This is a genomic window from Gemmatimonadota bacterium (genome assembly GCA_026706345.1).
GTDB lineage: Bacteria > JAAXHH01 > JAAXHH01 > JAAXHH01 > JAAXHH01 > JAAXHH01.
In genome coordinates this window covers 1-14,022 of the sequence record JAPOYX010000152.1, presented here as the reverse complement: position 1 = coordinate 14,022, position 14,022 = coordinate 1, and the positions used below count along the sequence as shown (strand labels likewise).

At 62.2% G+C, this 14,022-nt stretch carries 13 protein-coding genes; 3 read left to right on the top strand and 10 right to left on the bottom strand.

Annotation, left to right across the window (positions count from 1 at the left end; genetic code table 11):
• The first annotated feature begins 2 nt into the window (after window positions 1-2).
• Together tsaB and rimI are read left to right on the top strand one after the other, a co-directional pair.
• Complete coding sequence (gene tsaB, locus OXG98_10080; protein ID MCY3772351.1) at window positions 3-755, top strand: tRNA (adenosine(37)-N6)-threonylcarbamoyltransferase complex dimerization subunit type 1 TsaB; 753 nt, start codon at window positions 3-5, stop codon at window positions 753-755.
• A 3-nt stretch (window positions 756-758) separates the two neighbouring features.
• Complete coding sequence (gene rimI, locus OXG98_10075) at window positions 759-1,211, top strand: ribosomal protein S18-alanine N-acetyltransferase (protein MCY3772350.1); 453 nt, start codon at window positions 759-761, stop codon at window positions 1,209-1,211.
• 211 nt (window positions 1,212-1,422) lie between these two features.
• On the opposite strand, the gene OXG98_10070 is transcribed toward rimI, so the two are convergent.
• The 10 genes from OXG98_10070 to ribD form a co-directional block, all read right to left on the bottom strand.
• Window positions 1,423-2,589 (bottom strand): glycosyltransferase, encoded by a 1,167-nt coding sequence (locus tag OXG98_10070; GenBank protein MCY3772349.1) that lies wholly within the window; start codon window positions 2,587-2,589, stop codon window positions 1,423-1,425.
• Window positions 2,590-2,593: 4 nt separating this feature from the next.
• A complete protein-coding gene (locus tag OXG98_10065; protein MCY3772348.1) occupies window positions 2,594-3,553 on the bottom strand; it encodes a glycosyltransferase family 2 protein in 960 nt (319 codons plus the stop codon).
• Window positions 3,543-4,688: a glycosyltransferase family 4 protein gene (locus tag OXG98_10060; GenBank protein ID MCY3772347.1), complete on the bottom strand. Its 1,146-nt coding sequence runs from the start codon at window positions 4,686-4,688 to the stop codon at window positions 3,543-3,545. Before OXG98_10060 ends, OXG98_10065 begins: the two co-directional genes overlap by 11 nt.
• A gap of 127 nt (window positions 4,689-4,815) precedes the next feature.
• Window positions 4,816-7,524: a DUF2723 domain-containing protein gene (locus tag OXG98_10055; protein ID MCY3772346.1), complete on the bottom strand. Its 2,709-nt coding sequence runs from the start codon at window positions 7,522-7,524 to the stop codon at window positions 4,816-4,818.
• A 135-nt stretch (window positions 7,525-7,659) separates the two neighbouring features.
• Window positions 7,660-8,397, bottom strand: a complete 738-nt coding sequence (locus tag OXG98_10050) for a metallophosphoesterase family protein (GenBank protein MCY3772345.1) — start codon at window positions 8,395-8,397, stop codon at window positions 7,660-7,662.
• A gap of 48 nt (window positions 8,398-8,445) precedes the next feature.
• Window positions 8,446-8,880 (bottom strand): transcription antitermination factor NusB, encoded by a 435-nt coding sequence (gene nusB / locus OXG98_10045; GenBank protein MCY3772344.1) that lies wholly within the window; start codon window positions 8,878-8,880, stop codon window positions 8,446-8,448.
• Window positions 8,877-9,392, bottom strand: a complete 516-nt coding sequence (ribE, locus tag OXG98_10040) for a 6,7-dimethyl-8-ribityllumazine synthase (GenBank protein MCY3772343.1) — start codon at window positions 9,390-9,392, stop codon at window positions 8,877-8,879. Before ribE ends, nusB begins: the two co-directional genes overlap by 4 nt.
• A gap of 155 nt (window positions 9,393-9,547) precedes the next feature.
• Complete coding sequence (locus OXG98_10035) at window positions 9,548-10,798, bottom strand: bifunctional 3,4-dihydroxy-2-butanone-4-phosphate synthase/GTP cyclohydrolase II (GenBank protein MCY3772342.1); 1,251 nt, start codon at window positions 10,796-10,798, stop codon at window positions 9,548-9,550.
• A gap of 78 nt (window positions 10,799-10,876) precedes the next feature.
• The gene (locus OXG98_10030) at window positions 10,877-11,536 is read right to left on the bottom strand and encodes a riboflavin synthase (GenBank protein MCY3772341.1); all 660 of its coding nucleotides are present in this window, start codon (window positions 11,534-11,536) and stop codon (window positions 10,877-10,879) included.
• Window positions 11,537-11,608: 72 nt separating this feature from the next.
• Window positions 11,609-12,703 carry a bifunctional diaminohydroxyphosphoribosylaminopyrimidine deaminase/5-amino-6-(5-phosphoribosylamino)uracil reductase RibD gene (gene ribD / locus OXG98_10025; protein ID MCY3772340.1) on the bottom strand — a complete coding sequence of 365 codons (1,095 nt, stop codon included), beginning with the start codon at window positions 12,701-12,703 and terminating at the stop codon, window positions 11,609-11,611.
• A gap of 132 nt (window positions 12,704-12,835) precedes the next feature.
• On the opposite strand from ribD, the gene OXG98_10020 reads away from it, so the two are divergent.
• Window positions 12,836-13,759, top strand: a complete 924-nt coding sequence (locus tag OXG98_10020; GenBank protein MCY3772339.1) for a branched-chain amino acid transaminase — start codon at window positions 12,836-12,838, stop codon at window positions 13,757-13,759.
• Window positions 13,760-14,022: the final 263 nt, after the last annotated feature.

The following is a 14,022-nucleotide window of genomic DNA, read 5'->3' as shown; positions in this document are numbered from 1 at the left end:
TTATGATTGTCGTGGGACTGGAGACTTCTTCCGCCTCCGCCGGGATAGCCGTGATCCGGGATCAGGAGGTGATGGCCGATGCGACGCTGGAGATCGGCGCCGTATACGCCGAACAGCTGCCCGCGATCCTGGAGCGCACCATGGGGGAACTGGACCTGCAATGGTCCGCCGTGGATGGATTCGCGATCTCGATCGGACCGGGGTCCTATACCGGGCTCAGGGTGGGTCTGAGCCTGGTCAAGGGGCTTGCCTACGTTACGAAACGGCCTGTCGCCGCCGTGCCCACGCTCGACGCCATCGCTTTCCAGGTGCCGTTCAGCCGCTATCCCGTCCACGTGCTGACGGATGCCCGCAGGGGCCAGGTCTACGAAGCCCGGTACGAAACGGGCGAGGGCCGGCCGGCGCGGCTCAGCGATTACAGGGTGCGTCTCCTTGAAGACGTGGTCGCATCGATTGAGGATACGGTGGTGCTCGTCGGCAGCGGAGTCGATGCGTACCGTCCGGGCATCGCCGCCGTGCTCGGTGACCGGGCCCGTTTCGCGCCGCCGGGTACGGGGAGATTGCTGGCCTCGTCCACCACGTTTCTCGGCATGGACAGCCTCAGGCGGGATGAGCACGCATCCCTGAACGAACTCGAACCCCTGTACCTGAGAAGAGCGGATTTCGCCAAACAGCCGCCATCGCGGCCCGCGCGTTCCCCGGCGGCCGATACCTCCTCCGCCTCCCACGGCCGGTCCGAACCGTCGACGGACTGACCCATGCCAGAGACGAGCGCTTTCGTCATACATGAAATGACCCGGGAGCATCTCTCCGAGGTCCTGGCCATAGAACGGGCTTCCTATCCCGCTCCCTGGTCCGAAACGGCGTTTTTAAACGAGATGACGTCGGATGTTTCCGTCACCATCGTCGCTGTCACGGGACAGTCTGTTGCCGGTTTCCTGGTGGGGTGGACCGTGGCGGATCAGGTGCACGTGGCCAACATCGCCGTCGAGGCTGGCCACCGCCGTCGGGGTATAGGGAACGGCATGATGGCCTGGCTGCTGGAGGAGGCGGTCCGGAGAGAGTGTGCCAACTGTACCCTGGAAGTCCGCGAATCGAATCAAGCGGCCCGCGGGATGTACAGGCAGTTGGGGTTCCGCTCTGTCGCCCTGCGAAAGTCCTATTATTCGAATCCGGTGGAGGACGCCGTCGTCATGGTGAAGTCGCTGTGAGGGATCGAATCGGAATACAAACCATATGTCTGATTTGTGGTCAGATAACCTGTCAAGTCAGGCTGAAACGCTTAGAAAAACGGTTCACATTTTAAGTACAAGTGAATATTTAACAGATATTTGAGGTATTTTCAAACATTGTCATTTATCGTGTCGATTAAGGTGTCAAATAGAGATTTAACGAATTGGACTTCGGGGCTATCGAAAAGTATCAGACACTTCCCGTCATCAACTTCTCCAGCACAATAGACGCGGACCGGCCGACCTGCTCCGTAGAAGCGTGGTCGCGGAAGACGCGGCGGCCTCCCTCGGCGATTCTGTCCAGCAGTTCCCGGTCTTCATACAATCCCCTGATGGCACGGGCCAGCGCATCGGGGTCTCCCCGCCCGCAAACCGCCGCGCTTTCACCGTCGGTCAACAGCTCCCGGATGGCCGGGGTATCCGCCGTGATGACCGCCTTGCCCAGGGAAAGCGCGATGAAAACTTTCCCCGGGATAACACGGGCTGCCTTATCTGTCGTGCCGAAAATCCCGAGACATACGCCTGCTCCCTGCAGGTACCGCGGAATCATTTCGTAGGGAATCCATTCCGTAAACCGGACGTTGTCGAGAGCCAGCCTGCGCGCGGTCTCGTGCATTTCATCGCTCAACTGTCCCGATCCGATGAAATGAAAGACGATGTCCGGTTCGTCCTGGAGCCGCCGCGCCGCTTCCAGCATAGAAGGCAGTCCGTGCAACGGCGTGAACTTGCCGATGAAGACAACCTGGAACTCCCTGTCATCCGGCGATTTTTCACCGGCCGCACAGGGTAGGGCGTCCGACTCCGGCGCGCCTACGAATACCCGTGCGAACCTGTGGCGCGGAAGACCGAAAGTATCCACGAAGTAACCGATGTGGGCGTCCGTATCCAGGAGCACGAGATCCGCCCTCGCGCAGGTCCACCGGTCCAGCCGCCGCAGAAGCCGGCTCATGAGCGTGCCGGCCGCGAAGGAGCGGCGGTCGTTGACCAGGGTATCGTACAGGGAGATCAGGGGACTGAAAACGAGGGGGCGCCGCGGCAGCCTGGTGAGCAGCCACGCCAGCGGCATGTCGAAATGGCCGATGTACCCGACCACCATGATATCGTAGTTTCCAACCGTGAAAACATACTTCAGCAGCAGCCGAAGGTAGGCCAGCTTCAGTTCTACGGCGCGAAATGCCAGTGAGCACAGTCCCAGGTACGCGCCGGTCTTGTCGCGTTCCTTCTCCCAGAGGGGCACGTGGCATTCCTGCACCTGCCAGCCCGAACTTCTCAGGCCTTCGACGAGCGTGCGGTTGCGCAGGTAGTCACGTTCGTAGGTGCCGAAAAAACAGATCCGGCCGTGCCGGGAGCGTGCCATGATATCATCCCAGCCGTTCCCGGACGGCGTAATCTTCCGTGCGCCGGGCCTGGTGGGCGATCATTTCCGCGATCAGGCCCATGGAGACCAGTTGGATGCCGAGGACCATGAGGAGTACGGAGAACAGCAGGAGGGGCCGGGTCCCGATGCCGACACCGCTCAGCCAGAGCCAGGTCAGATAGAGTGCGATGCCCAATCCCGTGACGAAAGACAACAGGCCGAAGGAACCGAATAGATGGAGCGGACGCCGGGTGTAATTCGATACGAAGTACACGGTCAGCAGGTCGAAGAGTCCGTGGGTAAACCGGCCCATGCCGAACTTGCTGCTTCCATGCTTTCTTGGATGGTGCAGCACCGGTGTTTCCGTGACGCGGAAACCCGCCCAGTGCGCCAGTACCGGCAGATAACGGTGGAGTTCGCCGTAGACGGGGATATTCTCCACGACCTCTCGCCGGTAGGCTTTCAAGCCGCAGTTGAAATCGTGGAGCCGCAGGCCGGAGACGATTCCGGTAACCAGGTTGAACAGCTTCGAAGGAAGCCTTTTCGAAAGAGTATCCTTTCGGTCTTTCTTCCACCCCGAGACGAGATCGGATCCCTGCCCGAGCAGGTCGACCATGCGGGGAACCTCCGCCGGGTCATCCTGCAGGTCCGCGTCCATGGTCACGACGACATCGCCGCGGCTCGCTTCGAAACCGACGGCCAGCGCCGCGGACTTTCCATAGTTGCGGCGGAACCGGATAGCCCTGACCCGGCCGTCGTCTTCCCTGAGCTGCCGTATGGTCTCGAAGGACCCGTCCCGGCTGCCGTCATCGACGAAGATCACTTCGAATGACGCGCCGGCCTCTTCCAGCGCGTCCGCAATCCGCCGGTGCAGTTCCGGAAGACTCTCCGCCTCGTTCAACAGCGGGACTACGACGGAAACATCCACCCTGTCCTCCCGCTTCTCCAGATGCTCACCGGGCATCTGCGCTTTCCCCCATGGTACGCCGGATAACCTGGATCGTCTGACGGGCCGTTTCGTCCCAGGTGAAACGCCTGCTCCTTGCCTGAGCGTTTCGGGCGAGCCGCTCCCGCTCATCCGGTTCCCGCAAAAGGCCGATCAGGGCGCGCGCCATCGCCTTTCGGTCCCCCGGGGGCGTCAACAGGCCGGTCTCCCCGTCGACCACGGCGTCCCGCAGCCCGGAGACGCGGGTGGCTACCACCGGCGTACCGCATGCATTGGCCTCTATCACGGTAATCCCCCATCCTTCCTTGCTGGACGGATACGCCGCGACCTCAGCCCGCGTCAGCAAGCTGATCTTCTCCGATTCCGATACGTATCCGGCGAATTCAACCGCCCCCTCCAGGTCCAGGGACCGGGTCAGCGCTTCCAGCGCGGCCCGCCTGTCCCCCGTCCCCGCGATCAGCAGGCGGGCGCCGGGAACCTCCTCGCGGACAATCGCCAAGGCCTGGATCAGGTGGTCCACGTTCTTATACTTCTTCAGACGGCCCAGATATACGATCAGCCCGGGTTCCTTGCGGCCCGGCGCGGCCGGGCGGTCCATGCGGTCCGGCGCATCCATGATCCCGGCGGCGAGTCCGTTGTGCACGACGCTGATGCTGTCCGCCGAAACCCCCATGCCGACGAGTTCGTCGCGGCAGCTTCCCGATACGACTTCGAAGGGACACCCCCGGTAGACCCAGGGAATCAGCCGTTCCATGAAATACAGGTAGGTCGCGAATACCGGATTGGTTTCGCGGTAGAACGTGGTTCCGAACAGATGGTGCAGCAGGACCATCACCGGGGTTTCCTTCACGAACCAGGGCAGCAGAAACGGGATCTTGTTGATGTCTTCGATGATTACGTCGTATGAACGGTGTGCGAGGTGCCGTCGGCAAAACCGGGGAACGGCCAGGTTGAACGTCCACTTCCCGCCGGATCGTATGATTTCGATCCCGTCTACATGGTCGAAATCCGTCGCGCCGGGGAATCGGCAGCAAAGCAGGGTAACCTGGTGTCCCGACGCGGCGATCCGCGAAAACGTCTCGTGCAGGTGCACCTCGGCGCCCCCCGCTTCCGGGTTGCGGATGTCCCGCCAGTTGATGATCAGAATGCGCATTTACCTGAACCGGCAACACTCCCGCCGCGAGGCCGCGGAAACCAGCGGAGCCTTAGCGTCCCGTGCGGAGCTTTGCTGTCCCGCGCGGAGCCCTGCCGCCCCGTGTGCGGACCACGGACCGGTCCGCCTAGGGTCCGCCCGCGTCGCCGGCCTCCTTCAGTTCGTCGATCATGGCCTGTACGACCGAATCTCCCGGTGCGATTCGCTGCCACCTTTCGAGGGTCTCCAGCACGCGCTCCGTATCGTCCCGCTGGTAGTAGAGACTTACCAGTTGATCGTACCCCGCGGTAGATTCGGGAAAAGTCGCCACACCGCGTTCAAGCAGGGCGATGGCCTCCTCGACCCGTCCCTGTTTTTGCATGGCCTGGTTCAGGGCCGTATACCCGTCAAAAGTCTTGTATTCACCTGCCAGCTCGAACGCATAAGGCTCGACATCCGCGAACATGCCCTTGTCGGCGTGAAACTGGATGAGCATCAATCGCTCGAGCACCCCGTTGGTGATGTCGTACTCCAGGTATTTCTCGATGGCGGCAATGGCCTGATCGATTTCACCCCTTTTCCAGCGGTTGAGCGCCAGTTGATGGAAGGACACGGTGTAATTCCGCAGGAGGGTGCTGACCTGTTCGTCCTTGTATACCTCCGGATCCGCTATGCCGCGATACTGATAGACGTTCCACAGATTGTGCCGGGTCCTGTCGAGGTCCATCAGTTCGGGGTTGGGGTCCCGCACGATCCGCCATGCCATGCCTTCCATCTGCATGTGCCCGTCCAGGCCCACGTCGTTCTCCGATGGGACGGTCACGGCGAAAAAGACGGGTTTCTCCCAGTTGTTCTGTTCCAGGATGTGCAGAACCATCAGATCCTGCACCCTGAGATATCCGATATCTTCTCCAAGCGTACCGGCCCTCGGTACGGTCCACGTCATCCCGGCGATCTCGACCTCCCTGTCGTCCCAGCGCTGGAGGCTCAGCGCGTCGATGGTCTCGTCGGCCAGCGCGATCGGTACCCTGGGCTCCTGGTATTTCAACTGCTTGATGTACCAGTTCGTGTTGAGCAGGCTGAGATTGATCACCCGCACGTCCTTGCGTATGCCTTCCACTTCCTGGAGGAACCAGAGTGTAAAGGTGTCGTTATCGCCGTTGGTGAAGATGAGCCCGTTTTCGTCGCACGACTGCAGGATGTTGTACGCGTAGTCGTACGGGATGTAGTTGCCCTCGCGGGAGTGGGATTCGTAGTGATAGGTGAAAGGAACGAGCGGAAGGGCGATGGACAACACGGCGATTCCCGCGGTGCCTCTTTCCATGGGCAACCGGAATCGATGCAGCCACGTAGAGATCTGTCCCAGCAGCGACCTCATCCCTATGCCCATCAGCACCGAGGCATAGACGAAGGCGGGCGTGTAGAAATAGTCCCGGATGCGCACCTCGCGTTGTATGCCCCGGGTACCGTCTGAAAAGTTCATGTACAGGATGAGGCCGAGACTGCACGTGAGCAGCATCCCGCCCAGGAACAGGATGCTTCGGCGGTCGCGCTCCGCCTGGGCGAGGATTCCCAGGGCGATCAGCAGAACGGGGAAGAGCCAGTAGGGGAAGCCGGGATCGCTGAACTGCCGGGAAAAGAAACGCCAGAATCCTATGTTTTCGCCGTTGCCGAACTGGGATGACCAGCTGCCTTTGCGATTGAACATCGATTCGAGCATGCCCTCCTGGCCGTATTGCTTTCGCTCCAGAAATCCCTCGAAATTAGCCCAGCTCGACGGATCATTCTCGTTGATTACCGGCTGTTGCGCCGCCCGTATCGGCACGTAGAAGTTCACGGAGTATCCCAGTACGGCGAGACAGAGCACGATGATCCAGAAAGGCCACTTGTACCGGCCCGCATCGTCGGCCGTCGCGGAGGCCAGGGCGAGGCCGAGGCTCACCAGCGCCACGCTGAACATGACCGTTCCCCAGGTGGCCTCGAATCCGCCGATCACGAGCAGCGGAAGTCCGTTGTACGAGCCGACGCCTTCCAGTCCGAAAAACATCACGGCGACGGACAGGACGAACGCCAGTGCCGGGAAGCCCCAAGGCAGCCGTCCCCTGGAAAGCGCCAGACCGGCAATGGCGAGCGGAACCGCGAGGAAGAACACGTCGATGGAGGCTACGACGCTGAACAGGATAAGGCCCATGACCGCACAGAGCAGAATCAGTTTCCTGTTTGACCGGATGACCCGGTCCGTATAGACAACGCTCAGAAACGCGGCAGGCAGGACCAGCATGGTGAACATGTGCACGGCGATACCGAGAAAAGCCAGGTAGGCGATCAGGAAGAGATATCGCTCGCTGCCGCTCTGCTCGTGGTTTTCGATCCAGTGCAGGATCGCCCAGGTGCAGACCATCATGATCAACATGGAAAGCGCGTAGACCTCGGCTTCGACCGCGTTGAACCAGAACGTATCTGAAAACGCCAGCAGGAGCGCGCCTGTCAATGCGCTGCAACAGATGATCACGCTCTCGTACCCGGTCAGTCCATCCCGGTCCCGGTTGAGCGTAACGGTTTTCACGACGACCAGGTAAACGGCCGTCACGGTCAGGGCGCTGAACAGGCACGAAGAGAAATTCACCAGCCAGGCGATACCCATGCCCAGGTCGGGCAGCATGGTGAAGAGCCGGCCGATCAGGATGTAAAGGGGAGAGCCGGGCGGATGAGGTATGCCCAGGATGTAAGAAGCCGCAATGAACTCGCCCCCGTCCCAGAAGGGTACGGTGGGAGCGATGGTCTTCGTATACACGGCCAGCGAGATGAGAAATGCGGCCGCCGTGCCGATCATGAAAACGACGCGAAACACGGGCATGTGCTGATATTCCCCTTTAAGGTTCTTTGTTCATCGGGATGACACACTGTTCTTCATCGGACAAGATGCTGTTCTCCATCGGGACGAGACGCCGTCAGCGGGCGAGACGCTGTCATCGGGCGAATAAGCCGCTGCTCATCTGCCGTGCGCGAGGCGTTCGGCGAGCATGTCCGGCAGCCCGGCGTCGCGGATCTTTCGTTGCACCGTCTCCATGTCGTAGGGAACCCGCTTTATTTCGAGCCGTCTCTCGCCCGCGTCGAACACGCAGTAAGCCGCCCTGGGATCACCGTCCCGCGGCTGACCGACACTGCCGACGTTTACGATGTATCTGTTCTCCGGCGCCAGGGGATGTGTGCGGGCCGGAACCTCCCGGCATCGATTCTCCGCGGTACTCGATTCGAAAATGCCCGGCGAGTGCGTATGGCCCAGGACACAAACCGATATGCCGCCGGGCAGCGCCTCGAACCCTTCGATCACGCGCCCGAGCGACGTAAGATAATGCCATGCTCCAGGGTTGTCGGGGCTCGCGTGGACGGCGTAGAGATCGCCTATTCGCCGGGTGTAGGGCAGTTCGGCCAGGTACCGCCGTCCCGCGGGTGTGAGCTGCCGCCGCGTCCACCGGGCCGCTTCCGCCGCAAAGTGGTTGAACGTGGCGATATCCAGTTTCCCGATCGCGGCATGATCGTGATTGCCGGCGATCACGTCCGTCGTCAGCCCGATTACGCGGTCGAGACACTCATTGGGACTGGCTCCGTACCCGACCATGTCGCCCAGGCAGAGGTATCGGTCTATGCGCTCTTCTTCCAGCGCTTCGAGCACGGCATCCAGCGCTTCCAGGTTTCCATGTATGTCGGACAGAATGCCGTATCGCACTTTTCGGGTTCATTCCTGTGCATACGCTGGTATGCCGATAAGGCAGGATCAGGTTTGCTCGGCCGTCGCGAGGTGTCTCGCCGCCACGGCGTCCAGGACGCCATTGACGAACCCCCCGGACTGTTCCGTGCTGTACTTCTTGGCCAGCTCGATCGCTTCGTTGATGGAAACCGCCGTCGGTATATCGAGAAAGGCAATGAGTTCGCAGGCGCCCAGCCGGAGGATGCAGTCGTCGATGCGCGCCACGCGGTCCCGGTCCCAGTGCCGCACCACCGCGGTGATGTGCCGGTTCACGGTCTCGTGGTGCTGCCCGAGCCGATCGATCAACATCTCGGCGAAACGCCGGGTATTCTGCGGCGCCAGGGACCATCCCGGCAGCCTGGGAAGGGCCTTGCCGGGATCCCCTCCGGTCTGTTCGGCGAGATACAGCGACTGCAGGGCCAGTTCACGGCCCAGGCGCCGTTCCGCCGCGCGCGCGTTCACGCCGAGTCCCCTGGTTCGCCTGACTCGCCCGGACCGCCCGATCCGCTCAGCCGGCGCATCACGTCGGCCATTTCCAGGGCGGCCAGCGCGGCGTCCCATCCCCTGTTGCCCGCTTTCGTACCGGCGCGTTCGATGGCCTGTTCGAGGTTTTCCGTGGTCAGCACGCCAAAGATCACCGGGACCCCGGTGTCCCGGCCCGCGGCCGCGATCCCCCTGGCTGCTTCCCCGGCCACGTAGTCGAAGTGAGGCGTGGCGCCGCGGATGACGCAACCCAGGCAGATCACGGCGTCATAACTCCCGCTTCCCGCCATCTTTCTGGCCACGAGCGGGATCTCGAAGGCGCCCGGCACCCAGGCCACGTCGATCCGATCGTCATCGACTCCGTGGCGTCGGAGCCCGTCCAGCGCGCCTTTCAGCAGGGATTCGCTGATGAAGCCGTTGAAACGGCCGACGACGATGCCGTACCGGTCCGTCGCGCCGTTCACCAGGCTGCCTTCAATCAAATTCGTCACGAACTCGCTCCTTGCGGATCACGCCCATCCGAACTTGCTCCTTGCACATCATTTCCGTCCGCGCCCGCGTTCCCGTCCGCAGGTCAGCGGTTTTTCAGAATCATCCGGTCAACAAGGCCTGCATGGCGGGCAAGGCCCGCGCGGCAGGCGCGAAATCAAAGCAGGCTGTCGAAGCCGACGTCGTCCGGCGACTCGTCGAGGTCGAGCAGGTGGCCAAGCTTGCCGCGCTTGGTCTTGAGATAACCCACGTTGTGCCGGTTCGGCGAAGTCTGCAGCGGGACGCGTTCCGTAACCTGAAGGCCATAGCCCTCGATCCCGACCCGCTTGGACGGGTTGTTGGTCATGATCCGGATCGTGGTCAGACCCAGGTCGGCCAGGATCTGGGATCCGATCCCATAGTCGCGCGCGTCCACGGGCAGACCCAGCGCCTGGTTCGCTTCCACCGTATCATGGCCCTGATCCTGGAGGGCGTAAGCCCTGAGCTTGTTGGCCAGTCCGACGCCCCGGCCCTCCTGTCGCATGTACAACAGCACGCCGCTTCCCTCGGCGGCGATGCGCTTCAGTGCCTGCTGCAACTGGTCGCCGCAATCGCATCGCATGGACCCGAAAACGTCTCCCGTAAGACACTGGGAGTGTACGCGGACCAGCACGTTCGGCTCACCGTCCACCCTGCCCTTGACCAGGGCGACGTGATGATCGCCGGTCAGTTCGTCCTCGTAGAGGTGGGACTCGAACTCCCCGTATCTGCTCGGAATGGTCGTCGTGACTACCCGCTTTACCAGCTTCTCGCTGCGCCGGCGGTATTCGATCAGGTCCTTGATGGTGATGATCTTCAGGTCATGATCGTTCGCGATCTCGACCAGGCGGGGAAGACGGGCCATGGACCCGTCATCGTCCATGATCTCGCAGAGCACGCCGGCCGGATAGAGCCCGGCGAGCCGCATCAGGTCGACCGTGGCCTCGGTGTGTCCGGCCCGGCGCAATACGCCGCCGTCGAAGGCCTGCAGCGGAAAGATATGCCCCGGCCGCGCCAGGTCATCGGGCCTGCTGCCCGGACGGACGAACACCTGGACCGTCTCGGCGCGGTCCGCCGCCGATATGCCCGAGGTCGTACCGTTGACGGCGTCGACCGATACGGTGAACCGGGTGCCCAGCAGCGCCGTGTTGACCTCCTCGCCGACCATGGCGGGCACCTTGAGCTCTTCCAGGCGCTCGCGGGTGGTCGGAAGACAGATCAGTCCCCGGCCGTAACGGGCCATGAAGTTAATGGCCGCCGGAGTCGTCCTTTCGGCGGCCATGATGAAATCACCTTCGTTTTCGCGGTCTTCGTCGTCGATGACGATCAGTATGCGCCCGGCCCTGATTTCTTCGATGGCATCCGGGATGGTACTAAAGGGGGACGACATGCGGCTCAACCGTTTTTCGGTCACCCGGAAACGAAGCGTCCCGGTCTGTGCTCGAACCGTCGCCGGGTATCGCCTGCGCTACATCGTATCTTTCAACCAGGCTTCGGTAATGGATGATGACCCCGGTTTCTCGCTAGGATCTACGTTCCAGCCGGAATGCAAAAGGGACGCGACGTACCGGCCGACCATGTCCACTTCTATGTTCACTTCATCACCGCTCCGCCTGTTGCCGAACGTCGTGATCGACGCGGTATGCGGTATGATCGACACGGCTGCCAAATTACCCGTCAGACTGGCGATTGTCAAGCTAATTCCATCCAGCGCGACGGACCCTTTCTCGATGACGAAGGGGGTCAGATCGTCCGGGATTTCCACCTCGTACCACAGGCTGTTGCCCCGCTCTTCCCGCGCCGCGATGCGTCCCACGCCGTCCACGTGTCCCTGGACCAGGTGGCCGTCTATGCGGTCCGACAGGCGCAGCGGCCGCTCCAGGTTGACCCGGTCTCCGACCCCCAGATTGCCGAAGGTCGTCCGGGAGACCGTCTCTGGTACGATCTCCACGGAAAATACCTCGTCCGCGGTATCCACGACGGTCAGACAGACACCGTTCACGGCGACGCTGTCGCCCGGCTGAAATCCGGCCGACATGGCCGGCGCCTCAACGGTCAGCTTCAGGCCGTCCCGGTCGCCGTCTAGCGTCAGTACCGCGCCCGTGGTTTCAACGATACCCGTGAACATGGTTCAAACTCCCTTTAGCGAAGGCCGCCCATGATCTCACCAGACGCGCTTGGCGGCATGCCCTCGATCTCTTCAGGCGTACCCCGGCGTTCCCGTGATGAGAAAATCGCCGCCCAGTTGTTCCACCCGCGTATCCCGCAGATCTATGGCCCTGGAGAGGTCGTCCAGTTCCAGATCGGCGATGGATGGAATCCCCGCGCCCAGTATGCGCGGCGCGACGAAGCAGGCGATCCGGTCGACCGCTCCTTCCCGCAGGAAGGAAGTGGCGACGCGGCTGCCGCCCTCTACCATGAGGGTCACGATCCCGGCCGATCCAAGCGCCGCTTTGAGTGGCTCCAGCGGAATGGATCCGTCCCCGGCAGGCAGAACGAGCACCTCGGCGCCCGCCCCTTTCAGACCGTCGATCCGATCCGCGTCCGCCGCGTCCGTAACGCATATGGTCGCCGGCGCTTCTCCGTTCAATATCCGTGCGTCCAGCGGAGTCCGGGCCAGGCTGTCGAGCACGATTCGACGGGGCTGGCGCCCGTCCACGTGACGGACCGTGAGCCGTGGGTCGTCCGCCAGCACGGTGTCGATCCCCACGAGCACGGCGTCCGCCCGGCTGCGCATCAGGTGTACCCGTTTCCGCGCGTCCTCCCCGGTGATCCACTGCGACTGGCCGTTCCGCGTGGCGATGCGGCCGTCCAGGGTCTGGGCGAGCTTGAGCAGCACGAAGGGCCGACCGGTCTCCCGGTGGTGTATGTAGGCCGTGTTCAGCTCTCGCGCTTCCGATTCCAGGAGGCCCGTCTCCACGGCTATGCCCGCCGCGCGCAGGCGTTCGATCCCTTTGCCGGACACGCGCCTGTCCGGATCGGTCATGGCGACGTGGACCCGGGCGATGCCCGATGCGATGATCGCGTCCGTGCACGGCGGCGTACTGCCCTGGTGACAGCAGGGCTCCAGGGTAACGTACAACTCGGCCCCACGCGCGCGGCCGCCGGCCTCCTCGAGCGCCTGCGGCTCGGCATGTTGCCCGCCATATTCCCGGTAGTATCCCCGGCCCAGGACGCCGCCGTCGAGGACGACCACGGAACCCACCATGGGATTGGGACTGGTCCGCCCGATTCCCTTCGCCGCAAGCTCCAGCGCCTGGCGCATGAACACCGCGTCATTTTCCGATTGCGTCATGGGGTAAGCTAGGGGGTTCGCGAAGAGGGTGTCAAGGCCTTTTGCCCTTGACAACGGGGGGTTCGCCCCCTAGTTTGCGCCAGATTGCACCGGATTGCAAGGCGCGAACCGAACCGCAGAGAGGAGACCTCGATGGCCACCCTGCCGGAGGCCGAATACATCTGGCTCAATGGGAAACTGGTACCCTGGCGAGACGCAAAGATCCACGTACTTTCCCACGTGGTACATTACGGTTCGAGTTTCTTCGAGGGCATGCGCTGCTACGAGACGAAACAGGGATCCGCGGTATTCCGGCTACAGGAGCACGTGGACAGGCTCTTCGATTCCTGCAAGATCTACCGGGTCGAAATCCCCTACTCCAGAGAAGAAATCAGCGAAGCGGTACTGGAAACCATCCGGACCAACAAGCACACGTCCTGTTACGTCCGTCCCGTCGTCTACCGCGGGTACGGCCTGCTCAGCGTCGACCCCCTGGGATGCCCTGTGGAAGTCGCCATCGGTACATGGGACTGGGGCGCCTATCTCGGCGACGACGTACTGGAGAACGGCGTGGACGTGTGCATCTCGTCCTGGACCCGACCCGCGCCGAATACCCACCCCGCCCTGTCGAAGGCCGGCGGAAACTACCTCAACTCCCAGTTGATCCGCATGGAGGCCATTGAGAACGGGTACAGCGAGGGCATAGCCCTGAACACCGACGGCCTGATCAGCGAGGGAAGCGGCGAGAACATCTTCGTCGTGAAGGAAGGGCGGGTCATCACGAACAGCCTGGCGGCCTCGGTCCTCGGTGGCATAACCCGCAACTCCGTCATGACGCTTGCGCAGGACGCCGGGTTCGAGGTCGTCGAACAGGACATCCCCCGGGAAATGCTCTACATCGCCGACGAAGTCTTCTTCGTGGGCAGCGCCGTGGAGGTGACGCCGGTCCGGTCCATCGACCGCATCACCGTGGGCGGCGGATCCCGCGGTCCGGTCACGAAAGAGATCCAGGACCGGTTCTTCGCAGTCACCACCGGCGAGGGCGAGGATGCCCACGGCTGGCTGACGCGCGTGTGACGGAATGCCACCAACACACGCGGGCACTTGAGGAATTTACTTGTTGCTTTTATAAAGTTTTACGGTATTATGTGGCAATTACCATACAATTTACATGCTGCCGTACGTATCTGATGGCTTCTTGATGGGATGGCAACGATGTCAGTTGGGTTATTTGCTGTAGACCTTGGTCTGTCGATTCGTCTTGGCACTACTGTCAAAGAAGAACAAAAAATCTCTAAGTGTAGTAAATACAAGCACTACCCCCCCCCCCCCCCGCCCTG

What these genes read in the sequence shown, in the direction of transcription:
- tsaB (MCY3772351.1), top strand. Translation starts at nt 3, where the DNA reads ATGATTGTCGTGGGACTGGAGACTTCTTCCGCCTCCGCCGGGATAGCC.
- rimI (MCY3772350.1), top strand. Translation starts at nt 759, where the DNA reads ATGCCAGAGACGAGCGCTTTCGTCATACATGAAATGACCCGGGAGCAT.
- OXG98_10070 (MCY3772349.1), bottom strand. Translation starts at nt 2,589, where the DNA reads ATGGCACGCTCCCGGCACGGCCGGATCTGTTTTTTCGGCACCTACGAA.
- OXG98_10065 (MCY3772348.1), bottom strand. Translation starts at nt 3,553, where the DNA reads ATGCCCGGTGAGCATCTGGAGAAGCGGGAGGACAGGGTGGATGTTTCC.
- OXG98_10060 (MCY3772347.1), bottom strand. Translation starts at nt 4,688, where the DNA reads ATGCGCATTCTGATCATCAACTGGCGGGACATCCGCAACCCGGAAGCG.
- OXG98_10055 (MCY3772346.1), bottom strand. Translation starts at nt 7,524, where the DNA reads ATGCCCGTGTTTCGCGTCGTTTTCATGATCGGCACGGCGGCCGCATTT.
- OXG98_10035 (MCY3772342.1), bottom strand. Translation starts at nt 10,798, where the DNA reads ATGTCGTCCCCCTTTAGTACCATCCCGGATGCCATCGAAGAAATCAGG.
- OXG98_10030 (MCY3772341.1), bottom strand. Translation starts at nt 11,536, where the DNA reads ATGTTCACGGGTATCGTTGAAACCACGGGCGCGGTACTGACGCTAGAC.
- ribD (MCY3772340.1), bottom strand. Translation starts at nt 12,703, where the DNA reads ATGACGCAATCGGAAAATGACGCGGTGTTCATGCGCCAGGCGCTGGAG.
- OXG98_10020 (MCY3772339.1), top strand. Translation starts at nt 12,836, where the DNA reads ATGGCCACCCTGCCGGAGGCCGAATACATCTGGCTCAATGGGAAACTG.